Source organism: Geojedonia litorea, assembly GCF_042654525.1.
GTDB classification, from domain to species: domain Bacteria; phylum Bacteroidota; class Bacteroidia; order Flavobacteriales; family Flavobacteriaceae; genus Geojedonia; species Geojedonia litorea.
On the sequence record NZ_JBHSGP010000008.1, the window covers coordinates 78,100 to 101,449 of the forward strand.

Below are 23,350 nucleotides of genomic sequence, written 5' to 3' on the forward strand. Positions count from 1 at the left end.
TTAACTTATATAATTCCAAATGTTTTTGTATTTACTTAACTGCTTATAGGTGTTTAAAATTGGTTTATGTTCTGGGTTAGCAAGTGAAGGATCACTGTTTAATATTTTTTTAGCGTAATAACGCGCGCTTTGTAAAATATCCTTGTCTTTAACCACATCAGCAATTCTCAAATTAAGAACACCACTTTGCTGGGTTCCCATGATGTCTCCTGGACCTCGTAAACGAAGATCAACTTCGGCAATCTCGAATCCATCGTTGGTGCGTGTCATGGTTTCTAAACGTACTTTACTATCATTACTTAATTTATGACTAGTCATTAAAATACAATAGCTTTGTTCTGCGCCTCGTCCAACACGACCACGTAGCTGATGTAATTGTGAAAGTCCAAAACGTTCTGCACTTTCAATGACCATTACCGAAGCATTAGGCACATTAACCCCAACTTCAATAACTGTTGTGGCGACCATAATTTGAGTCTCACCCTTAACAAATCGCTGCATTTCGTAATCTTTATCGGCAGCCTTCATTTTGCCATGGACAATCGAGATTTGATATTCGGGTTTAGGAAAATCGCGCTCAATACTGGCATAGCCATCCATTAAATCTTTATAATCCATGGTTTCGCTTTCCTGGATTAATGGGTAAACAATATATACCTGTCGTCCTTTTTTAATTTCATCGCGAATAAATGCCAATACTTTGAGTCTATTTTTATCATAACGATGTACTGTTTTGATGGCTTGTCTACCTGGTGGTAATTCATCAATAATTGAGATATCTAAATCGCCATAAACAGACATTGCCAATGTTCTAGGAATTGGAGTGGCCGTCATAACCAAAATGTGTGGAGGCGAGGTGTTTTTTTTCCATAATTTACTTCGTTGAGCCACTCCAAAGCGATGCTGTTCATCGATAATTGCAAGGCCTAAATTTTTAAATTTTACCTTATCCTCGAGTAGGGCATGAGTCCCAATTAGGATCTGTAATTCTCCATTTTCTAAAGATTTGTGAATTTCTCTTCTTTCTAAAGTAGTACTTGAACCAGTTAATAGTTTAATGCTGATATTCAATTGATTACATAGTTCAATTAAACTATTATAGTGCTGGACTGACAAAATTTCAGTCGGCGCCATTAAACAAGCTTGAAAATCGTTGTCAAGTGCGATTAACATTGACATTAGAGCGACAATGGTTTTACCGGAACCCACATCGCCTTGTAATAATCGGTTCATCTGTGCATTGCTCCCGAGATCGGCTCTAATTTCTTTTATGACGCGCTTTTGAGCATTGGTTAAATCAAATGGTAAGTGGTCTTTAAAAAAGGTGTTAAAATAGTTGCCAACGTTTTCAAAAGTAAACCCCTTTATTTTCGATTTATGAATTAAATTTTTCATTATCAATTGCAATTGAATGTAGAAAAATTCTTCAAACTTTAATCGGAATTGTGCTTTGGCTAAAAGCTCTTGATTTTTTGGAAAATGGATATTAAATAATCCCTCGCTTTTTGAAACTAATTTAAGTTCTTGCAATAGAGAACTCGGAAGTGTTTCAACAAATTTACCTTTTGTTTCCAAGAACAGCTGTTGCATGATATTATTCACAACACGGTTTGTGATTCCTTTATTGGTTAGTTTTTCGGTAGAAGGGTAAATGGGCTGCATCGCCGACCGCAAATTGCTCTCATGATCTTCCAATAATTCCATTTCGGGATGAGGCATGTTAAAAACGCCATTAAACCAATTGGTCTTGCCAAAAACAACATATTTGGTGTTGAGTTTAATGCTATCCCTGATCCATTTATGGCCTCTAAACCATACTAAATCCATTATGCCAGTCTCATCTTTGAAAGTGGCAACTAACAATTTGCCTCGCTTTTGGGGAAGTTCTTTAAATCCGGTAATTACACCAATAATTTGCACTTCTGCAGAGTTGCGCTGTAAGTCGTTAATCTTATAATACCGTGTTCGGTCCAAATACCTATTTGGAAACAAGTTGATTAAATCCTGATAAGTGTGAATACCTAGCTCCTTACGAAGTAAATCAGCCCGATTTGGGCCTACGCCTTTGAGATAATCGATTGGAGTTTGGAGATTGGTGTACATATAAACGAAAATAAGTTTTAAACTTGAAACAAAAAAGCAATACGTTTTGAGTATTCAGAAATTGTTCTTAGATTGTGTATAGATTTCTTAAGTCTATGAAAGCATTGGTGATTTCAGGCGGTGGTAGTAAAGGCGCTTTTGCCGGTGGTGTGGCTCAATATTTAATTGAGCACAAGAAAATCGATTATGATATTTTTATTGGCACTTCAACAGGAAGCCTTTTAGTGTCGCATTTAGCGTTGAAGAAGGTTGAAGAAATAAAGCAAATCTATACCAACGTCACTCAAGATGATATTTTTAGCAGTTGTCCATTTTTAATTAAAAAGAAACACGGCATTGAGACTATTAAGATTCATCATGTCAATGTATTGAGAAATCTGCTAAAAGGAAGTAAAACCTTTGGTGAAAGCTATAATTTAAAACAGCTTATTAAAAATAAAATAAGCATAGAAGATTTTAATACCTTAAGGCAAAGCCGTTTAGATGTTGTGGTTACGGTTTCAAACTTGTCTTTAAATCAAGTTGAATATAAATCAATTGCCGATTTTGATTATGAAGAGTTTTGTGAATGGGTTTGGATTTCGTGTAATTATACGCCTTTTATGACATTAACCAAAAAAAATGGCTGTGAGTATGCTGATGGAGGATTAGGGTCAATGGTACCTATTGAAGAAGCTATAAAGCGAGGTGCGAAGGTGGTGGATGCTATTATTTTGCAAACCGAAGTTTCGCAATTAAATAGAATGCCTTCATTAAATGCGTTTTCATTGTTAACAAATATGTTCGCATTTATGTTGGACCGAATAGAAAGTCAAAACATTAGAATTGGTAAGTTTGTAGCGTCAAATTCTAATGCAATCATCAACTTTTACTATACTCCAACAGTTTTGACTACAAATTCTTTAATTTTTCAAAAAGATAAAATGACACAATGGTGGCAACGCGGTTTTGAGTTTGCAAAACACAAAAACGAAGGCGTAAGCCCACTAGAAAGCGAATGAGAGCACTTGTAATTTCAGGAGGAGGAAGTAAAGGTGCATTCGCAGGAGGTGTTGCTCAGTATTTAATACAAGATCTTGGAAGAGAATATGATATGATGCTAGGAACCTCTACAGGAAGTTTGTTGGTGCCACATTTATCGCTAAACAAGATTGATAAAATTTACAACATCTTCACCAATGTGCAACAGCATGATATTTTTAGCGTGAGTCCTTTTGTGCAACGCAAAAAAGGCGATAGAGAATTTGTATCCATCGACTTTGTGAACTCGCTTTGGCAATTTATTAAAATGAAACGCACTTTTGGCGAAAGCAAAGCTTTAAAACGAAATATAAAACGAAATTTTTCAAAAGATGAATACGATAAAATAAGGGCTACTAAAGCTGATGTGGTGGTGACGGTGTCCAATCTTTCCAAAAACTCGGTAGAGTACAAATCTATACATGATTTTAGCTATGAGGAGTTTTGTAATTGGATTTGGATTTCGTGTAATTACATTCCGTTTATGTCTTTAGCAAAGGTGGATGGTTATGAATATGCCGATGGTGGATTGGGATGCGTAGTTCCAATTCGTGAAGCCATTAATCGAGGTGCTACTGAAATTGATGCTATAGTTCTTGAAGCCGAGCATATGGAACGAACCAAGGTTTTGGGAAAGAATCCATTTTCGTTAATGATCAATCTTTTCGGTCATTTGCTCAATCAGGTTGAAAAACATGATATAGTTATTGGGAAATTGGCCGCAAAATCTAAAAACGCCCAGCTTAATTTGTATTATACACCCACAAGTCTTACCGAAAATTCTTTGATTTTTAGCAAACGCCTAATGGAAGCTTGGTGGCAACAAGGCTACGATTATGCTAAAGCAAGGCACAGTTCTAATGAGTCTAATGAGTTGCGAAAAGTTTAATTACCACATTTCGCTTACTTCCTGTTTAATAAATGATAGTGCAGCATCACTTGGTGCTCTGCGCTCCATCATTTCCATCAAAACAATTTCCCTTAACTTATTTGCGGTATCAGTTTTTTCAAGCAAACTGGCTTTTCTTAGCAATTGAATTGTAGCGTTTTTTGCAGCGGTTATAATATTCCAGCATTCATCAGTCATGTAGATTTGCTGTGATAAATTGTGTTCATATTCTTGTTCAATTGTTGCTATAAGTAAAGATTCATAATCTTCTTTATTTGAAGTATTTGGAACAACACGAACAAGCAATTTGGATGGTGTTATTCGCTCCAAAAACAAAGCCATACGTTCATAGGCTTGAAGTCGTAAAGGCATGGCCGTTACCTGCATATCTTTATGTAGTAAAAAGCGTCTGCGTCCATCTTCATTTTTGGTGTGTTCTTTAAAAAAATAATAAGCTATTATACCTGTAATTAAGGCAGGGATGGCAAATAAAAATAGGTCAACAATTTTCTCTGGATCCATAATTTACAATTTTAGTTTTGACGCAAATAATCAAATGTCATTTGTGTAAGGGTTTTAACGCCTAATAGCAATCCACTTTCATCAATCTTAAAATCTGGTGTGTGATGTGGAAAAGCTTCTGTATTACCTGGTGTCATTCCTCCTAAAAAGAAATAAAACCCTGGCACAATTTCCTGGAAATAAGAAAAATCTTCACCGCCAGTGGTGGCTTTCATGATTTTGACATTCTCATCACCAGCAACCGATTTTAAAGTTGGAATCATTTGCTCTACCAATTGGGCATCATTATAAGTGATTGAGGTGTTATTTTGAAAAGAAATGCTTGCTTCACCACCATAAGCTTTGGCTAGTGTTTCGGTCATTTCGGTCATTCTACGAATGATCATGGCTTTCATATCTGGATCTAAAGTTCGCACTGTACCAATCAATTCAGCAGTTTCGGGTATGATATTAAATCGAGTGCCAGCTGTTATTTTACCAACCGTAATTACTGCGGGTTCAACTAATAAATTAGCCTCTCTACTAATAATAGTTTGAAGTCCATCAATAATTTTAGCAGATATTAATATGGGGTCTACACCAGACCAAGGTTGTGATCCATGACTTTGTTTTCCATTTACCGTAATCACAAAACGCTCTACAGCGGCCATAATACCACCAATTTTATATTTTAGTGTACCAACAGGAGTTTCGGAGTTGATATGTAAGCCAAAAATGGCATCTACTTTTGGGTTTTCTAAAACGCCCTCTTTAATCATTAATTTGGCGCCGCCTTCTTCTCCTGGTGGTGGACCTTCTTCCGCAGGTTGAAAAATGAATTTTACAGTTCCATGAATATCCTCTTTGTGTTTAGACAAGATTTCGGCTACTCCCATTAATATGGCAGTATGCGTATCATGTCCACAGGCATGCATAACCCCTGTTTCGGTATTTAGAAATGTGGTACGCACTTCAGATTTGAAAGGTAAATCGTTGCGTTCTGTAACAGGTAGTGCATCAATATCGGCACGTAAGGCAACTACTTTCCCCGGATGGTTTCCTTTTAAAAGTGCGACAACGCCTGTTTTGGCAACTCCTGTTTGCACCTCAAATCCTAAAGATTTTAAATGGGCAGCAATTTTTTCTGCGGTTTTGAATTCTTGATTAGAGAGTTCAGGATTTTGGTGAAAATGGCGTCGCCATTCAATGACTTTTGATTCAATTGCAGCATAGTCCTGATTTAATTGTTGTTGTGCAAATGTACTGGCACAGGTTAAGGTCACAAGAAATGATAGTATTCGCATAGGATATATTATAAGTATTAATTTTGGATGCCTAAATATATTCAAAATTTAGGAAAGCCCTTTTTTTAAATGTGATTGTTTATAATTATTCATAAAAGGCTTGTCCTAAATAGTCAACAATACTTATTTTCACAGTCTTAAAATTATTGAAATTGGAAAAGTATTTGAGTCAGTTAAACGATGCGCAATTGGCGCCAACACTGCAAAAGGATGGTCCTATGATCGTTATTGCTGGTGCGGGGTCTGGAAAAACACGAGTACTGACCTTTAGAATTGCTTATTTGATGAGTCAAGGTGTAGATGCTTTTAATATACTGGCACTAACTTTTACCAACAAAGCGGCTCGAGAAATGAAGTCTAGAATTGCCTCCATTGTGGGTGATAGTGAGGCTAAAAACTTATGGATGGGAACCTTTCACTCGGTTTTTGCCAAAATTTTGCGATTTGAAGCTGACCGATTAGGGTATCCTAGTAATTTCACTATTTATGATACCCAAGATTCACAACGCCTCATTTCGGCTATAATTAAAGAGATGAAGCTAGATAAGGATATTTATAAATACAAACAAATCTATTCGCGTATTTCGTCCTATAAGAATAGTTTAATTACTGTAAAAGCCTATTTTAATAATCCAGAGCTTATTGAAGCTGATACTGCAGCAAGACGACCACAACTTGGAGAAATTTATAAGGAATACGTGAATCGTTGTTTTAAGGCTGGAGCTATGGATTTTGATGACTTGCTATTAAAAACCAACGAGTTGCTAACCCGTTTTCCAGATGTTTTGGCAAAATATCAAGACCGGTTTCGATATATCTTGGTAGATGAGTATCAAGATACCAATCACAGCCAATATTTAATAGTCAGGGCCTTGTCTGATCGTTTTCAGAATATTTGTGTTGTAGGTGATGATGCGCAGAGTATTTATGCCTTTAGAGGTGCTAACATTAATAACATCTTAAACTTTCAGCGTGATTATGACGATGTTAAAACTTATAGATTAGAACAAAATTATCGGTCGACTAAAAATATTGTAAACGCTGCAAATTCCATTATTGATAAAAACCAGACTAAACTTGATAAAGTCGTTTGGACTTCGAATGAAGAAGGTTCAAAAATTGTGGTCAATCGGTTAATGACCGATGGTGACGAAGGCCGTTACGTGGCAAGTTCCATCTTTGAGAATAAGATGCAAAATCAGTTGAAAAATAACGATTTTGCCGTGCTGTATCGTACCAATGCACAATCGCGTGCTATTGAAGATGCATTACGAAAGCGAAACATTCCTTACCGTATCTATGGCGGCCTGTCATTTTATCAACGTAAGGAAATTAAAGATGTGTTGTCATACTTGCGCATGGTGATTAATCCTGCAGATGAAGAAGCCCTTAAACGCGTTATTAATTTTCCGCCTCGTGGCATTGGTCAAACTACTATTGATAAGCTTATAGTTGCTGCCAACGGGTATAACCGTTCTATTTTTGAGGTAATGAAGCATATTAACAAGACCGAGGTCAATGTGAATGCTGGCACAAAAACGAAACTTCAAGATTTTGTGACAATGATTGAAAGTTTTCAGGTCATGAATCAAACCGCTAATGCGTTTGAACTTGCCGAGCATATTACTAAAGCTTCAGGGTTGATAAAGGAGTTTAATAAAGATGGAACTCCTGAAGGTGTTGCCAAGATGGAAAACATTGAAGAGCTTTTAAACGGTATGAAAGATTTTGTTGAAGGTCAAAAGGAATTAGCTGATACTACAGGTTCTCTAGCTGAATTTCTTGAAGATGTGGCTTTAGCAACCGATTTGGATAATGATAAAGGAGATGACGATCGTGTGGCTCTAATGACTATTCACTTGGCAAAAGGTCTTGAGTTTCCATATGTCTACATCGTTGGGATGGAAGAAGATTTATTTCCAAGTGCTATGAGTATGAATACGCGTAGTGAGCTTGAAGAAGAACGTCGTTTGTTCTACGTGGCATTGACGAGAGCTGAAAAACAGGCTTACTTAACCTATGCTTTATCAAGATACCGTTGGGGAAAACTTATTGATGCTGAACCTAGTCGATTCATTGAAGAAATAGATGATAAATACCTTGATGTAATTACTCCAGTTGACGATCGTAGGCAAAACCCAATGTTATCTGCAGATATTTTTGGGGATGTTGAACCTAGTCAAATTCGTTTTAAACGACCTGTTCAAAAGAAAAAAGAGAAACCACCTAAATTTATTCCCCCTGCAAAATTAAAACCACTTAAAAAATCTAATGGTGACCATGTTAATTTATTTGATGGTAAATTAGCGGTTGGTAATATTGTTGAACATTTGCGTTTTGGTAAAGGAGAAGTTTTGAAGATTGAAGGCGTAGGGGCTGACGTAAAAGCCGAAATCAATTTTGAAAATGGCGGTGTAAAAAAACTGTTATTGCGTTTTGCAAAATTAGACGTAATTGGATAATTAAGCTATGGCCGAGTTTATTAGAATATATGAAGAAAACCCTAACTCTAAAGAGATAAGTAGGGTAGTTAAAGTTCTTAAAGAAGGCGGACTTATTATTTATCCAACAGATACCGTTTATGGATTAGGTTGTGATATTACCAATCAAAAAGCTTTAGAACGTGTGGCGAGAATTAAGAATGTAAAGCTAGAAAAGGCAAACTTTTCGTTTATATGTCATGATTTGAGTAATTTAAGTGATTATGTAAAACAAATTGATACCTCTACCTTTAAAATCTTAAAGCGTGCACTTCCTGGGCCATACACATTTATTTTGCCTGGCGCAAAGACCTTACCATCTGCTTTTAAAAAGAAAAAAACTGTAGGTATTCGAGTCCCTAACAATAACATAGCATTAGAGATAGTACGCCAATTAGGTAATCCTATCATTTCAACATCTATTCGTGATGAAGATGAAGTATTAGAATACACCACAGATCCAGAATTGATTCTAGAAAAATGGGATAATTTAGTGGATTTGGTTATTGATGCGGGGTATGGCGATAACCAACCTTCAACGGTAATCGACTTGTCAGAAGATCAGCCTTTGATTGTAAGAGAAGGAAAGGGAAGTTTGGAAATCTTTTAAAGATGGGGAAATCTATAAAAATAAAAAAGCTCAATCTATAGATTGAGCTTTTTTATTTTTTTCAGCACTCTGAATTAGTTTCCAGCAGAAAGATTCTTCATTTCTTTTTCAACCATTTCATAGAATTGGTCAATTTTAGGAAGAACTACAATACGTGTACGTCTGTTTTTTGCTCTGTTTTCAGCAGTGTCATTTTCAACCAATGGCACATAATAACTACGGCCAGCAGCAATTAATTGTTGAGGATTTACTTTTAAATCTTCTAACACTCTAACTACAGAAGTTGCGCGTTTTACACTTAAATCCCAGTTGTCTAGTAAAGGATCTTTTTTGTAAGGAACGTTGTCTGTGTGAGCTTCAACCATTGCTTCAAAGTTTGGTTTGCTGTTGATAACTTTAGCAACTTTAGCTAAAATTTCTTTAGCTCTTGAAGTCACAGTGTAGCTCCCACTTTGAAATAATAATTTGTCTGCAATAGAAATAAATACTACACCTTTTTCTACATTAATTTCGATGTCTGGATCGTTGATACCAACTTCTCTCTTTAAACTAGTAACAATAGCTAAAGTAACACTATCCTTTTTAGTTAAAGCATCTTGTAAACGGGTGATTTTTAAATCTTTTTCTTTTAAACTTTCTAAAGATCTTTCAAGGTTTTCAGCACCTTTTTGAGTCAAAGTGGTTAAATTTCCTTTAGTATCAATTAAGTCTTGATTAGTTTTACGCATATCTGCAAGTTGTTCTTGTAAGCCTTCAAGTCTTGCTACAGCAGCAGACTTTTCAGACAAACAGCTGTTTAACTTAACAGTTGCTGTATTCAATAGGTCTTGTGTTTCTTTTTGTTTCGCCTCAAGTTCAGCATACTGCTTTTTAGACACGCATGATGCCAATACCAACAGAGATGCAACACTCAATAACATTAGTTTTTTCATAATAAGTTGTGATTAAATAATTGTTAATTTAATAGACCAAAATTATTGAAAAAACAATAGCTTGATTAGGCATTAACAAAAAATTTAACACTTTTTATAAACAATTGAAAGTTTTGCATTGTTTAAGGTAATACGACGTTATAATTGATGACTTTTCGTAGTAATTTTCTCTTTTGTTTGCTGACTTTCTAAACTTTAACAAAGTTTTTATTTTTTTATAAAAAGCTACATGTGCTTTAAGTATGGCAAGGGTATGTTTAGGCTTTAGTTCTAATAGGAATTTTATACCTGCAATTCCGTCCAATATTAATCTTGTCACCACCATAAACAAGATATTTCCATGTGCATTTTTAACTAGAGTATATAAACTGTTTCTGAAATTTAGGTAAGTTTTATGTGGGCTGTTAGTTTTAAGTGTAGCACCACCTACGTGATAAATGCAAGAGTCTCCAATATATTTGGTCGTATAACCTAAATTAAAGGCTCTCCAACACAAATCAATTTCTTCCATATGAGCAAAAAAGGATTCATCAAAACCATTCAATTCATCAAAAACAGATTTTCTAATAAAAAAACAAGCACCTGAAGCCCAAAAGATCGTGGCGTTTGTAGAGTACTGACCTTCATCAGGTTCAATGGTGTTAAAAATGCGTCCTCTGCAAAATGGATATCCAAATTTATCAATAAATCCGCCAGCAGCTCCTGCATATTCAAAATGAGACTTTTTCTTAAAATCTAATATTTTAGGTTGAATTATCGCAGTTTCCGGATGCGTTTTAAATTCAGTGATAATGGATTGTAGCCAGTTTTGGGTAACTTCAACATCACTATTTAATAGGCAAAAAATATCTGCATCTATTTGATTTAAGGCATCATTATAACCTTTGGCATATCCACCATTTTGTTTATTCTGAATAACTTTTACCGTTGGAAATGTAGTTTTAATAAATGTAACAGAATCATCGGTTGAAGCATTGTCAGCTACGTAAATGTCAGCTGGTTCAGAATAGCTAATCACCGAAGGTAAAAAAGTTTGAAGTAACTCTTTCCCGTTCCAGTTTAATATGACAACAGCTAACTTCACGAAGTTTTATAGTTTTTCAAAAAAAATGAACAATAAATAACCCAAACTAAAATACAGCCTTCAATTATGCGTTGGTATAAGCCTATAAAATCGTCTTCATAATTATTAAAAAAAATAAAGACAAATAATAGAGCGATCCCACCAAGGGTTAAAGATATATTAGAAAATCTAGTACTATTAGCCCAGTTTTTAGATCCCAACCCAATAAAAATCAAACAAAGAGGCACAATTAAATACGTGAGACCTCCAGAAATATTATGAATTACCTGTGACAGACTAGGATGAATAAAGGTTTTGTTACAGCCTGCATCACAAGGGAATAAACTCACAATCAGGGTGCCAAGTCCGTAAAACAATGCAAATCCTAAAAAGCCCCAATTGGTTAGATTAGATTTTGGAAAAATTCTTAATGCTAATAATCCAAATAAAGTAAGAGCGATAGAAGATGGGATAAAACCATAAAACCTTAATTGGAAACCATATTCGGTATCAATGGCATAACTTTCACTAATAAGATTTTCAATGTGACTGTAATCAGCTATCATAAAACCACCTATTAACGCTGTAACGATAAATAGCGATGCGCCTATAATTCCCAACCAAAATATTCTATTTGCGATCATAAATCAATACTAGTTACTTATACGACGGGATTTCCTCCAAAAACGTGTAACACTCTTGATCAAAATCCATTTGACAATAATAATGATTAATTCCGTTAGTGACCATTAAATAACTGGCGTTTAAAGTTAAGTTATATCTGGCAATTTGATCAAAGGTGTCTTGATTAATCAGGATATTAGGTGATTTGCATTCGACAATTAAATGTATACTTCCGTCTGGATTAAAAACTACAATATCATAGCGTTTTTTAAGGTTGCTGACTTTCAGTTCTTTTTCAACATTGATAAGTGATTTAGGATATTTTTTATGATGAATTAGGAATTGAACGCAATGTTGTCGTACCCACTCTTCAGGTTGTAAAACCACGAATTTTTTGCGAATTTCATCAAAAATAAGCGGTTTATTTTCGCTATTTTTGAAACGAAATGAAAACTTTGGAAAGTTTAGCTGCTGCATAAAAGATTCATCTAATCTTCCAAAGGTAAACTACAATATTCAAATACCAAATCCCTATCTATAAAATTGGAGATTGGTTCTTGAAAATTGAATATAAGAAGCTTTGGAAGACGTAAAACAATTAGTTGATGACATTAAGAAAGGTAAATTGAAACCCATTTACTTTTTAATGGGCGAGGAACCCTATTATATTGATAAAATATCAGGTTTTATTGAAGATAATGTACTGTCTGATGAGGAAAAGGGTTTCAATCAAATGACCCTTTACGGTCGCGATGTCACTATAGATGATATTGTTAGCAACGCCAAGCGTTTCCCTATGATGGCACCATATCAAGTAGTCATTGTGAAAGAAGCCCAAGATTTATCACGAACTATTGAAAAGTTGGTCGATTATGCCAATCAACCCCAGCCATCCACCATTTTAGTGATCAATTATAAATACAAAACTATTGATAAGCGAAAGAAACTTTATAAAAGTTTACAAGAGGTAGGTGTTGTATTTGAAAGTAAAAAGCTTTACGATAATCAGGTGCCCGATTGGATTAGACGTACATTATCAGGCCAGGATTATACCATTGCTCTAAAAGCTTCGCAAATGTTAGTGGAATTTCTTGGTACAGATTTAAGTAGGATTTCGAACGAATTAGATAAGCTAAAAATAATTTTACCAAAAGGAACTGAAATCACCCCAGAGCACATTGAAGAGAACATTGGTATTAGTAAAGATTATAACAATTTTGAGTTACGCAAGGCGGTTGGGCTTCGCGATTCGCAAAAGGCTTTTAAAATTGCTCAATATTTTGGAGACAATCCAAAAGACAACCCAATGATTGTAACCGTATCATTGCTGTTCAATTTTTTTAGTCAGTTGTTGCATTTTCATGGGCTTCATGACAAAACGCCTCGTAATGTGGCCTCTGCTTTAAAAGTGCATCCTTATTTTGTAAATGAATATATTGATGCCGCCCGTAATTACCCCATGAAAAAAGTGAGTGCTGCGGTATCCACGCTTCGAGAGTTTGATGTTAAGGTGAAAGGTGTTGGCTCTAATGCAGTGCCTCAAGGCGATTTGTTAAAAGAACTATTGGTAAAGATTATGATCTAATCTTATTGGGCTATCTACATGTTTTATTTGCTTTCAGCAAGCATTTTTTTAATAAGTACAATCTGTCCTAAATGATAATAGCTGTGCTCAATCATGGCTTGAATATTAATATAGTAATTACCGTATTTTTCTTCGACAAAAGCAGACATTATGCGTTCGTCAGGCATTTGTTCGACTAAATGTGCGAAAGTTTCAGAATCCTTCCAGAGCTTATCTAAACGCTGATCCCAGTCTTTTTTTGAGTTAATTGGAGGGGCATCAAAGCTATATTTATCTTTAATATCTAGTGTGCCACCGTTTAATACGTTAACTAATCCTTCAATATAATAATGGATGTGAAAGGTTAAAGCTGCAATGGTATTTAATGAACCAATTTTAGTATTCGCATCTTTCCATGAGACATCAGATAATTGTGTTTTAAAATTGGTAGCCACCCAGGTGCCACTCAAAATTACGTCTCTAAACTGATTTGAAATTTGTTTGGATAAGGTCATAGGTTTAGTTTTGATTTTTAAACGCCTTTAAATGCACCCAATGCTTATCATAGATTGAAATTTTGAAATTTATAAAATGGGCTTCTTTCAGCCATTTTAATTGTTCATCTAAACTATCAGGATGGTCATAGGTTTTATAATGATCCATTATCCAGTCCCAGGTTTCTTTGTGAGATGGATCAGCTACTACAAATTTATTCCAATTTTCTAGTAGGGATTGATGTTCTTTTGCCTTTCTATTAACCATGAGATCACTATAAGAAAACACACCGTTTGGAGATAAAGCTTTATTGATTTGCCTGAAAATAAATTGTTTATCTTTTGCATGACAATGGTGTAAGCTAAATCCAGCTACAACCATATCAAAGTGATTATTTTTAAATTCATAATCCTGAAAATAGGTTTGCACATAACTTTTGTTTTCAAGGCCAAAATAAGACTTGCACAGTTCGAGCATTTGGTCTGAAGCGTCCAAAAGTGTATAATGTGCTTCAGGAAATTTCTCCAACAGTTTGGAAGTAACATTACCGTTTCCACAACCAAGATCGAGAATACGTTTTGGGTGAAAATCTGTAGGAATATCTAGTGTAAATTGCGACAATAACTGAAGGTAATAGGGTACGCATTTTACCATATCATCCGTATAATTTTTAGAGAATTCGTTGAATTCTGAAGCAATGTTATCCTGTAGTTTCATGAATTTAAAGATAAATAATTCTTTCAACTTTCTCTTATCATTTTTGCCTGATCTCTTCAGCTTTTAAGTGGTAATCATATTGAAGATCTTCATGTAAGGTTGAGGCGATCTTCTTTATCATTGCCATTTGACGTTCAAAAATATTTGTCAGTGTTACATTATGGTCAATAGAAGGTTCAAAAGATTTTAATTTATCGCAGAAATAAAGTAGGAGTTCAACTTCAGTTTCTTTTTTTAAGGAGTATCGGGCAAACTTTTTAATGCTTCGCAATATCTTCCTGACACTTTTTTTAATGTAGAAATAGCTTTTGGTATTGATAAGTTCAAATTGCTCATCAACATGGCTTTTTACTGTTTCTATGTAGCCGTTCTCGTCATGAGATTCGAAAAGCAAATAGGTGAGCAACTCCTTATTTTCTTTTTTGAATTTTGCGAGTCTTAAGCAGAGCTCCATTAGCTCTTCAGTAGAGCGATGTTGTAGTTCTTTCTTAATATTAGCTACAGTAACTGCTTTCATCATTTGCGTTTTATCTCATCAACTGAATACTTTCCAGCACCAGCCAGAAAAATTACTATAAATGCAATTAAAAATAAAATTGCACGCTCTTTAGTTCTCAAGTTATCTTCGGCGTGGATAACGAAGGCTGCAACTATCATAGTTATGGCCGCTGGAATTGCCGCTAATTTAGTTTTAAAACCTATAATAATAAGTATTGGTGCAACAACTTCACCTATAAGTGCGAGGATTAGAGACGCAGTGTCACCAATTCCTATTGGATCGGTGAACTTGATAGGGCTTTCAAAGAGTTTGCTGATTTTTGGGATACCATGGGTTAACATGAAACCACCAAAACCAAGACGAAGAAGAAGTAATGCTAAATTTATAGAGTTGCTTTTCATGATATTGGGCTTTTTGTTATGTCGTATTAGGCTAAAATAACCTAAAAAATATAACTCACCCAATTAGCCCTTTAACAAATTCACACTCACTGTGGCCAATTTGCTATCAGGAAACTTTGAAAAATACTGTTGTTCAGGGGTTAATCCTGCCTCTGTTGCAATTTTATTAAACACATCAACTTCTACAATATACTGATCGCTATAACCGTGCGTTGCATCATAAGCAGTTGCTGCAGTTTTACCAATATGTTGAGCCGTTAATTGAGGGTCTAGAGTGTGCAGTTCAATAATTAATAGTCCAAATCGTTCCACATAGGGTTTCCATTTTTTAAAATGATCTAGTAAAGAGTCTTCCACCAAATTAGTACTTATACGCTGTCCTTGAAATGCATAGGCGCCAGTAGAGCTACTGATGCGATTTGTTATTTCTTGCGGATTTTCCCAAATGCGGTTATGATCTAAAAAGGTGCGTACATTTAAAAGGTCTTTTAGATCTATATTGTAATCATCCTTTAGGTCTTTTGCCAATAAATCAGGTCGTCCAATATCGCCCCAAATCACTTTGGCCCAAATATCCGATTTGATCAAATTGGCTCGTGTCACTTTTAAAGCAGCCTGATTAAAATCGGCGCCAACCAATAATAAGGGATGCTCGTCTAGTAATTTGCCACGAACGGTTTTGTATTCAATCACGTCAAAAATATGCTGAATAAATGCCCCGTTACCACAACCCATGTCTAGAATGCCTTTTGGCTGTTCGTCTATAGGTTTGTTAAACAATTCAATAACAACATCGTCAATCACTTTAAAGTAAGTTGAATGAGCGCCACCACTGCCCCAAACATTCATTTCTCGATCTACATGTTTCTCTTTTTCGTCGGGCGAATCGGTCTTGAGAATCAACGGATTTCCAAACAAAAGTTCGTCCAATTGTAAAAACGTTGGTAAATAGGAAACCGTAACACCATAGGCACTGGCACGTTTGGCAAAGAATAGGCCTTGTTCGGTAAATTGATAGGTATTCTTTTTCTTTATAAACCACCCTAAATAACTTAAAAAGTCAAGAATTTTTTTGAAGCTTTCAGGATCTTTGTGGTATTCTTCCGCTGTAAATGATGCTTCCATAAAATATTTATGGAACAAGCCGTTTAATCCCAAAAGTACAATGATTGGCCCTATAATTACACCTTCGATGTGTTTTAGTACCTGATATTCAATTGTGTTTTCTTGGCAGTTCTCCAGCCCAAATCGGTTTTCGTAGGCGTTAAAAACGCGCTCTAAAGCTAAAAAAGCATCTGAACCAATACGTTCTTCTGGGAATTTAACCGAATATTTTAAAAGTGCGACAGGATCTTCATATAAAGCTACAAGGTCAAAAGCCTTTTTACTATTTTGATTAAGTTCAAAAGCGACTGTATCCTTCAAATTGTCTAAATACTGAACCAACCAACCTTGAGAACATAACAAACGGAGAGCGACATTTAAATAGCCTTCATTGGCCTTAAATGCCTCAGTGACTTGTTGAAGTGAGACTTGTTTGTGTTTCAATAGATAAGCGAGTACACCTTTTCTGTGAAGCGAAAATGCCGTTGTAGCAATGGCAATGCCATCTAGATGTCTAAAGATGGTACCTCTAAATTGTTCTCTATCAGATTTAGTGAGCATAGTCAATGTTTGTATCTAAATATAACGAAAAAACCTTTCAGATGAATTGCTGAAAGGTTCCTTGCTTATTTTCTAATTTTATTGTTTATCTAAATTTAGGATAATCGGCAGGATTTACCTCATGCATCATGTGGTAAACAGATTCAAAAATATCTTCAAGAGAAGGTTTTGAAAAATAATCGCCATCTGTACCGTAAGCAGGACGATGAGGTTTTGCCGTTAGTGTTTTAGGCTGACTATCTATAAACTGATAAGCATTTTGCTCGTTAAGGACTTCATTCAATATATAGGCTGAAGCACCCCCAGGGACATCTTCGTCAATCACCATAAACCTATTTGTTTTTTGGATACTTTTTAAGATGTCATGATTAAGGTCGAAAGGTAATAACGATTGAACATCGATAACTTCGGCATCAATACCAACTTCTAATAATTCTCGTGCGGCTTTTTCTACCATATTAAGCGTAGAACCATAAGATATTAATGTGATATCAGAACCTTCTTTAACAGTTTCTATAACACCAATTGGAGTTCTAAATTCGCCTAAATTAGAAGGCATTTTTTCTTTTAAACGATAACCATTCAAACACTCAATGATAAGCGCAGGTTCGTCACCAAGAAGCAGCGTATTATAGAACCCTGCAGCTTTAGTCATATTTCTTGGCACTAAAACGTGAATGCCTCGAACTAAATTTAGAATTCCACCCAATTGAGATCCAGAATGCCATATACCTTCTAATCGATGACCACGAGTTCTCACTATTAATGGTGCTTTTTGCTTACCTAAAGTTCTGTATTGTAATGTTGCTAAATCGTCACTAATGATTTGAAGTGCATACATTAAGTAATCGAGATATTGCACTTCGGCAATAGGTCTCAAACCTCGCATGGCCATACCAATTCCTTGACCAACAATTGTGGCTTCGCGTATACCGGTATCAGCAATTCGTAATTCGCCATATTTTTCCTGAAGGCCTTCTAATCCTTGATTAACATCACCAATATTTCCGGTGTCTTCACCAAAAATTAAAGCTTCTGGGTATTTACTGAAAATGGCATCAAAATTATCACGTAGAATTAACCTGCCATCAACATCTTTGTTATCTTCATAGATAGGCAAAATTTCATCGATATTGAGAACAGAAAGATCTGACTCGCTATACAAATGCGAACTATATTTAGGTTGAACATTCTCAAGATAGCTATTGACCCAAACTTGCAAAGTGGTTTTAGCCGAAGAATCTTCAGAAATGGTATAACGCAAGGCTTTCCTAGCTGCAGAAATCACATCTTTTCGGATGGGTTCATTAATGGCTTTTAGGTCTGCTATTAGTTTTTCTATAAAAACTTTATTAGGACTCGAATTAGCAAGATCACTCATAAGTACAAGTGCTTCCTGTAATTCCCTTTTTATAGGCTTTAAATAGGCCTCCCAAGCTGCTTTTTTACCCTCTCGGACTTCCTTTTTGCAATTTTTTTCTAAAGCATCCAAATCATCTGCAGAGGCAATGTTATTCGCTAGCATCCATTCGCGCATTTTATCAATGCAATCATATTCTGCCTCCCAGTTTAAACGCTCTTGACTTTTATAGCGTTCATGCGAACCAGATGTAGAGTGGCCTTGCGGTTGAGTCAATTCCACCACATGTATCATTACAGGCACATGTTCTTCACGCGCAATTCGTTCTGCTTTTTGATAGGTTTCAATCAAGCTCACATAATCCCAGCCATTGACTTTTAATATTTCGTAGCCTTTTCCATTTTCATCGCGTTGAAATCCTTTTAAGATTTCCGAAATATTTTCTTTGGTGGTTTGATGCTTGGCATGAACCGAAATTCCATATTCGTCGTCCCAAATGCTAATGACCATAGGGACTTGTAAAACACCTGCGGCATTTATGGTTTCAAAAAATAAGCCTTCACTCGTACTGGCGTTACCAATTGTACCCCAAGCCACTTCGTTTCCTTCACTGGAAAACTTTGTGGTATCGATACCTTCAACATTTCTGTAAATTTTAGAAGCTTGCGCCAAGCCTAATAAACGTGGCATCTGACCTGCGGTAGGCGATATGTCGGCGCTGGAGTTGTATTGATTTGTTAAATCTTTCCAATGGCCTTGATCATTTAAACTATGTGTTCCGAAATGTCCACCCATTTGTCGACCGGCCGACATAGGGTCAGCAATAATACTTGTATGGGCATACAGTCCTGCAAAAAATTGTTGTACAGTAAGCTCTCCTAAAGCCATCATAAAGGTTTGATCTCGGTAGTAACCAGAACGAAAATCTCCTTTTCTAAACACTTTGGCCCAGGCCAGTTGAGGCACTTCTTTACCGTCGCCAAATATTCCAAATTTAGCTTTTCCGGTGAGTACTTCTCTGCGGCCTAGTAAACTACATTCTCTACTTGTAACTGCAACCTTGTAATCATTGACGATTTCTGATTTGAAATCTTCAAAACTAATTGCTTTACTAGTTTTAGAATCTGTTTGCATAGCGGCTTGTTTTCTTGAGTGCAAATTTAGATAAAGTTTCTATGTTTTACAACGTCAAATAATGTTATATAATTAATAATATATCAAAAAAAAGAGACATTTATTAACATTTTCTTATTTAAAGGTTAAGAATTAAGATTTTGTTAAGAATATTCTAATACCAACGTCTTCGGAATAAACCTAATAATACTTTAGGGTCTACCGTGAATTTAAAACGAATTTTTTCATCGTAATTAGGTTGACCAATTTCCCAGCCTAAATTAGAATACACAGGAAAATAGACTTCAAAATAATCAGTTACCAAATTTAACCTTATACCAGAATCATAAACAAAAACTGGATCTGAATATTTATTTTTAACCAACCCAATGTCGCCATATGCTTCAATATAGCGCCAAAGCGTTGTGCTTGCATTTATTGTTGTTAACCACTGATTGGCAAATGGTGTATCTAATTTAGATTTAAATCCGCCTTCGGCAATGATGATTTGCTGACTAAAAATACCAGAAGCTTCAGACCGCCCTAAATAGGCATAGTCAAATAAATAATCGGTTGGTCGGTCGAGTGCAAAGCTGAAATAATCTGAAGTAATGTCGGTTTTATTGTAAAGAAAACTTCCTGCGAAAAATCTAAAATTAAACTGTCTGTTTCGTTGTGAAAGCTTGCGATATTCATAGTTAAACGACACCTTACCAAATTCTTTAGAGAACTGAATATCGGAATACCATTTTGAATAATTAATCAATCCAGGGTTAGCATCAATGTAACGAATATTGAAAACAGCGTAATCAGGCTCTTCTGTTAGTACAACGCTATTCTCTCCAATATTTCTCGAGATGTCCAAATATCTGAAGTTAAGCGATTGAAACTCGTTTGATCTAAAGTTGGAATCATCTCTAAAATTGAAAGTTAGGTTAGGAGAGATGAGTGTAAAAAAAGCATCTTGGGCATATGAAGCGTAATTTCCATAGATACCATAAACAATGTTGTAGAGATTTTTATTTTCAATATCCTGTGAATAATAGACTTGCGCACTACCTGTTACTGTTTTGGAATTTGTTGAGTATTGCGGCGCGAGATTATAGATGAATCGTTTTCTAAGTACCGTTTTATTATAAATTTTTGCACCTATATTAAAGCCGTCGTAAATGTTATTAAATTCTACTAGTGGCATTAAAAACACTTGATTGTAATTTGGGTCTTCAATATCTTTGAACAATCTAAATTGTAAAGGTTTATTATTAAAAAAGAAGCCTTTTAACGATTTCCAATTGTCTCTTAAATTATATTCCGGGATCGAGTTATCATAATTAAGTACCAACTTATCAATACTGTCTTTAGGAATAGTAATTGTTTTACTTCCTTTAATGTGCTCCACCCAGGTTTTTGAGACTACAGAGTCGTTTCTTAAAGCAAAAAGCGAAACGGGCATATCATTATCTCGTTTGTTTTTTACAGTAAGCTTAATGGAGTCGTTTGTTTTTTTGACATCCCTAATTTTAAAGTCAATTTTTTTTCTTGTGGTCAAATAATCCGTAAAAAACCAATCAATGTCTTTTGAAGTGCGTTGTTTTAGAAAACTTTCAAAATCATTTGAAGAGCTAGGCTTAAGTTTGAATTCCTTAATGTACTCCTTTATGGTTTCTTCTAAAATATTTGAATTGATGAAATCGTCGAGATACTGTAATCCAATTCCTGACTTATATTTTCCAGCTATATTGGCGTTGAATTTAATTAAAGAATCCTTTGCCATGGTCAAAGGCTGGTCTCTATTAGTTCGTGCCATTTGCATGAAAAACAAGGTGTATTGTTCATTAAAATTCAAATCGGCAGCATGAAATGAACGAATTCCCCAAACATTTGCCAAAGTTCCCAAGAGTTTCATGTCGGGATAATTTTCTTTGACATATTTCATTAAAAAATAGATTTGCAATCCTTCTTTAAGCCAATAATCGGTTCTGGGATTTATGAGCAAAGTGTTTTCTAGATAACTGTTTAGTGCCGTTTTTAAAACTTTTAATTCATATTGAAAGTTATCAGGAAAAGGTCTAATAAAATCGGGCAGTTGGTTAAGCCCGTATAAAGGGTCTTTATTATATTCTATTTCAGTAATTAAAAGATTGTCATGAGGGTATGGACCTATATTGTCGGTCATAAATTTCGCAATATTATCGACAATCATTCCTTTTTCTGGAGCTGTAATGCCTTTATCTTCAATATTGGTGTACAGTGTTAGAAAATCGGTTTTGAAGAATTCAAAATTGCTGAACTTTAATAAGGATAGTTCAGAATTTATACGGTCTTTACCGTTTAAAATAGCAATCTGTGTGCTGTCTTTAGGATTAAGGTTTAAGAGATTTAACTCCGAAATTAGCTTGTAATTTTTAGGGTATTCAATGATGAATGTATGGTCAGCTTTTGGGGTGTACAGGTCATCTAAATTTTTGTTGCTGTAATACTGCCACTCACCATCATAGACAGAAGGCGTGATGTACCAATATTTAAGATTGAATTCTGAAAATTTAGAAACCCCATAGTTTGTAAAGGTATCACTAGGGACTAACACGTTGTACACCAATGAGAATGAAAAAGATTCATTTGGTAATAATGGTGCGTTTAAAACTACTTTTATGACATCGGGATGTTCTTTACTTCTTGAATATTCAAGGTCGCTATTTTGCTTGTCTACAATTGAAATGATGTTAGTATAGCCACGCTCGTCATTTTTAGCAAAATGAAATTTAGTACTAAACTCTTCAGCAAATCGCTTGGCTAAAGGTGTGCTTTTAGTTGAATAGGCATTGTTCCAGTCGTTAAGGTAGATGACGTTGAGTGTATCTGTACTTGAATTTTGATAAGTTATGTCCTGTTCAATTGAAATGATATGGTTCAATACATCAAACTTTGCTTTTAAGTCAATACGATTTTGTCCAAGCATATGCCCAAAACAAAAAAGTAGCAAAACAAAATGTAGTTGAGATTTCAATATGGTATGCAAGGTTTATAGGTTAAGTACATCAATTAAGTGCTAATATAAAATACAATTTATTACAAACAAGTAAAGATGTGTAGATTATATACCGAATTTTTTTCGAGACTGGTTTTAAAAATCCCCAAATTAATTCAACAAAACACTAAAGTTAATCCAGCAATAGCCAGTATAACTCAATTAAAAATTAGGACTTAAACGGAATTCTTTGTAGAAATTATCAAGAATTTGCAAGACTTCTTCAGCAGAGTCCACAACATGAATTAGGTCGAGATCTTTTTCACTGATATTGTTGAATTTTCCTAACAGCGTAGATTTTACCCAATCTAATAGGCCTTCCCAGAATTCGGTTCCCACTAAAATGATTGGGAATTTTTCAATTTTATTAGTTTGAATTAAGGTAAGGGCTTCAAACATTTCATCTAAAGTTCCAAAGCCGCCCGGCATTACCACAAAACCTTGAGAATATTTTACAAACATTACTTTTCGTACAAAGAAGTAATCAAAATCTAAACTTTTATCAGGGTCTATATAAGGATTGTCATGCTGTTCAAAAGGTAATTCAATATTTAATCCCACAGAGGTTCCACCTCCAATATGTGCACCTTTATTACCAGCTTCCATAATTCCTGGTCCACCACCAGTGATTACACCGTATCCATGGTCGACAATTTTTTTTGCAATCTCTTCGGCTAATTTGTAATATTTATGATCTGGTTTTGTTCTTGCCGAACCAAAAATAGAAACACAAGGTCCTATTTTACTTAATTTTTCATAACCATTTACAAATTCACCCATGATTTTGAAAATAGCCCAAGAATCGTTGGTTTTAATCTCATTCCATCGTTTGTGGTGTTGTTCACTTCTCATATATTATCTTTTTAACCTATTCATTAAAACAAATTTAAAAGAATTTAATTGATGTTGCGGGTTATTTAATGAAATTGAATTGCCTTTTATTCTTTTGACTTGAAGAAGCTATTGTATAGCCATAAAAAAG

At 35.0% G+C, this 23,350-nt stretch carries 20 protein-coding genes; 5 read left to right on the plus strand and 15 right to left on the minus strand.

Annotated features, from left to right (window positions below; all coding sequences use genetic code 11):
* The gene (gene recG, locus ACFO5O_RS04890; RefSeq protein WP_387961473.1) at positions 1-2,103 is read right to left on the minus strand and encodes an ATP-dependent DNA helicase RecG; all 2,103 of its coding nucleotides are present in this window, start codon (positions 2,101-2,103) and stop codon (positions 1-3) included.
* 95 nt (positions 2,104-2,198) lie between these two features.
* On the opposite strand from recG, the gene ACFO5O_RS04895 reads away from it, so the two are divergent.
* On the plus strand, positions 2,199-3,104 hold the full coding sequence (locus ACFO5O_RS04895; protein WP_387961475.1) for a patatin-like phospholipase family protein: 906 nt from the start codon (positions 2,199-2,201) through the stop codon (positions 3,102-3,104).
* Positions 3,101-4,012 (plus strand): patatin-like phospholipase family protein, encoded by a 912-nt coding sequence (locus ACFO5O_RS04900; RefSeq protein WP_387961477.1) that lies wholly within the window; start codon positions 3,101-3,103, stop codon positions 4,010-4,012. The genes ACFO5O_RS04895 and ACFO5O_RS04900 overlap by 4 nt, the downstream gene beginning before the upstream one ends.
* Here the strand turns inward: ACFO5O_RS04900 and ACFO5O_RS04905 are convergent, their stop codons facing one another.
* Both ACFO5O_RS04905 and ACFO5O_RS04910 read right to left on the minus strand, forming a co-directional pair.
* Positions 4,013-4,534: a DUF7935 family protein gene (locus tag ACFO5O_RS04905; protein WP_387961479.1), complete on the minus strand. Its 522-nt coding sequence runs from the start codon at positions 4,532-4,534 to the stop codon at positions 4,013-4,015.
* An 11-nt stretch (positions 4,535-4,545) separates the two neighbouring features.
* On the minus strand, positions 4,546-5,817 hold the full coding sequence (locus ACFO5O_RS04910; RefSeq protein WP_387961480.1) for an amidohydrolase: 1,272 nt from the start codon (positions 5,815-5,817) through the stop codon (positions 4,546-4,548).
* Between the two features lie 152 nt (positions 5,818-5,969).
* Here ACFO5O_RS04910 and ACFO5O_RS04915 point away from each other — a divergent pair, with 152 nt between their 5' ends.
* Together ACFO5O_RS04915 and ACFO5O_RS04920 are read left to right on the plus strand one after the other, a co-directional pair.
* The gene (locus tag ACFO5O_RS04915; RefSeq protein ID WP_387961482.1) at positions 5,970-8,279 is read left to right on the plus strand and encodes an ATP-dependent helicase; all 2,310 of its coding nucleotides are present in this window, start codon (positions 5,970-5,972) and stop codon (positions 8,277-8,279) included.
* 7 nt (positions 8,280-8,286) lie between these two features.
* Positions 8,287-8,907, plus strand: a complete 621-nt coding sequence (locus ACFO5O_RS04920) for an L-threonylcarbamoyladenylate synthase (protein ID WP_387961484.1) — start codon at positions 8,287-8,289, stop codon at positions 8,905-8,907.
* Positions 8,908-8,981: 74 nt separating this feature from the next.
* On the opposite strand, the gene ACFO5O_RS04925 is transcribed toward ACFO5O_RS04920, so the two are convergent.
* The 4 genes from ACFO5O_RS04925 to ACFO5O_RS04940 all read right to left on the minus strand — a co-directional run bounded on the left by ACFO5O_RS04925 (position 8,982) and on the right by ACFO5O_RS04940 (position 12,003).
* Positions 8,982-9,839, minus strand: coding sequence for an OmpA/MotB family protein (locus tag ACFO5O_RS04925; RefSeq protein WP_387961486.1), 858 nt, complete (start codon positions 9,837-9,839; stop codon positions 8,982-8,984).
* 94 nt (positions 9,840-9,933) lie between these two features.
* A complete protein-coding gene (locus tag ACFO5O_RS04930; RefSeq protein ID WP_387961488.1) occupies positions 9,934-10,923 on the minus strand; it encodes a glycosyltransferase family 2 protein in 990 nt (329 codons plus the stop codon).
* Positions 10,920-11,546: a DUF998 domain-containing protein gene (locus ACFO5O_RS04935; RefSeq protein WP_387961490.1), complete on the minus strand. Its 627-nt coding sequence runs from the start codon at positions 11,544-11,546 to the stop codon at positions 10,920-10,922. Before ACFO5O_RS04935 ends, ACFO5O_RS04930 begins: the two co-directional genes overlap by 4 nt.
* 13 nt (positions 11,547-11,559) lie before the next feature.
* Positions 11,560-12,003, minus strand: a complete 444-nt coding sequence (locus ACFO5O_RS04940) for a type I restriction enzyme HsdR N-terminal domain-containing protein (protein WP_387961492.1) — start codon at positions 12,001-12,003, stop codon at positions 11,560-11,562.
* Between the two features lie 103 nt (positions 12,004-12,106).
* On the opposite strand from ACFO5O_RS04940, the gene holA reads away from it, so the two are divergent.
* Positions 12,107-13,111 (plus strand): DNA polymerase III subunit delta, encoded by a 1,005-nt coding sequence (gene holA / locus ACFO5O_RS04945; RefSeq protein ID WP_387961494.1) that lies wholly within the window; start codon positions 12,107-12,109, stop codon positions 13,109-13,111.
* A gap of 23 nt (positions 13,112-13,134) precedes the next feature.
* Here the strand turns inward: holA and ACFO5O_RS04950 are convergent, their stop codons facing one another.
* The 8 genes from ACFO5O_RS04950 to ACFO5O_RS04985 form a co-directional block, all read right to left on the minus strand.
* Positions 13,135-13,605 (minus strand): DUF1572 domain-containing protein, encoded by a 471-nt coding sequence (locus ACFO5O_RS04950; protein WP_387961496.1) that lies wholly within the window; start codon positions 13,603-13,605, stop codon positions 13,135-13,137.
* Between the two features lie 4 nt (positions 13,606-13,609).
* Positions 13,610-14,302, minus strand: a complete 693-nt coding sequence (locus ACFO5O_RS04955) for a class I SAM-dependent methyltransferase (RefSeq protein WP_387961498.1) — start codon at positions 14,300-14,302, stop codon at positions 13,610-13,612.
* A 37-nt stretch (positions 14,303-14,339) separates the two neighbouring features.
* The gene (locus ACFO5O_RS04960; protein ID WP_387961905.1) at positions 14,340-14,819 is read right to left on the minus strand and encodes a hypothetical protein; all 480 of its coding nucleotides are present in this window, start codon (positions 14,817-14,819) and stop codon (positions 14,340-14,342) included.
* A complete protein-coding gene (locus ACFO5O_RS04965) occupies positions 14,819-15,202 on the minus strand; it encodes a DoxX family protein (protein WP_387961500.1) in 384 nt (127 codons plus the stop codon). Before ACFO5O_RS04965 ends, ACFO5O_RS04960 begins: the two co-directional genes overlap by 1 nt.
* 63 nt (positions 15,203-15,265) lie before the next feature.
* Entirely contained in the window at positions 15,266-16,867 is a 1,602-nt protein-coding gene (locus tag ACFO5O_RS04970; RefSeq protein ID WP_387961502.1) for a class I SAM-dependent methyltransferase, read from the minus strand.
* Between the two features lie 85 nt (positions 16,868-16,952).
* Positions 16,953-19,361, minus strand: coding sequence for an alpha-ketoacid dehydrogenase subunit alpha/beta (locus ACFO5O_RS04975; protein ID WP_387961504.1), 2,409 nt, complete (start codon positions 19,359-19,361; stop codon positions 16,953-16,955).
* 154 nt (positions 19,362-19,515) lie between these two features.
* Positions 19,516-22,299, minus strand: coding sequence for a gluzincin family metallopeptidase (locus ACFO5O_RS04980; RefSeq protein WP_387961506.1), 2,784 nt, complete (start codon positions 22,297-22,299; stop codon positions 19,516-19,518).
* A gap of 231 nt (positions 22,300-22,530) precedes the next feature.
* Positions 22,531-23,220 (minus strand): LOG family protein, encoded by a 690-nt coding sequence (locus ACFO5O_RS04985; protein ID WP_387961508.1) that lies wholly within the window; start codon positions 23,218-23,220, stop codon positions 22,531-22,533.
* Between the last annotated feature and the right edge of the window lie 130 nt (positions 23,221-23,350).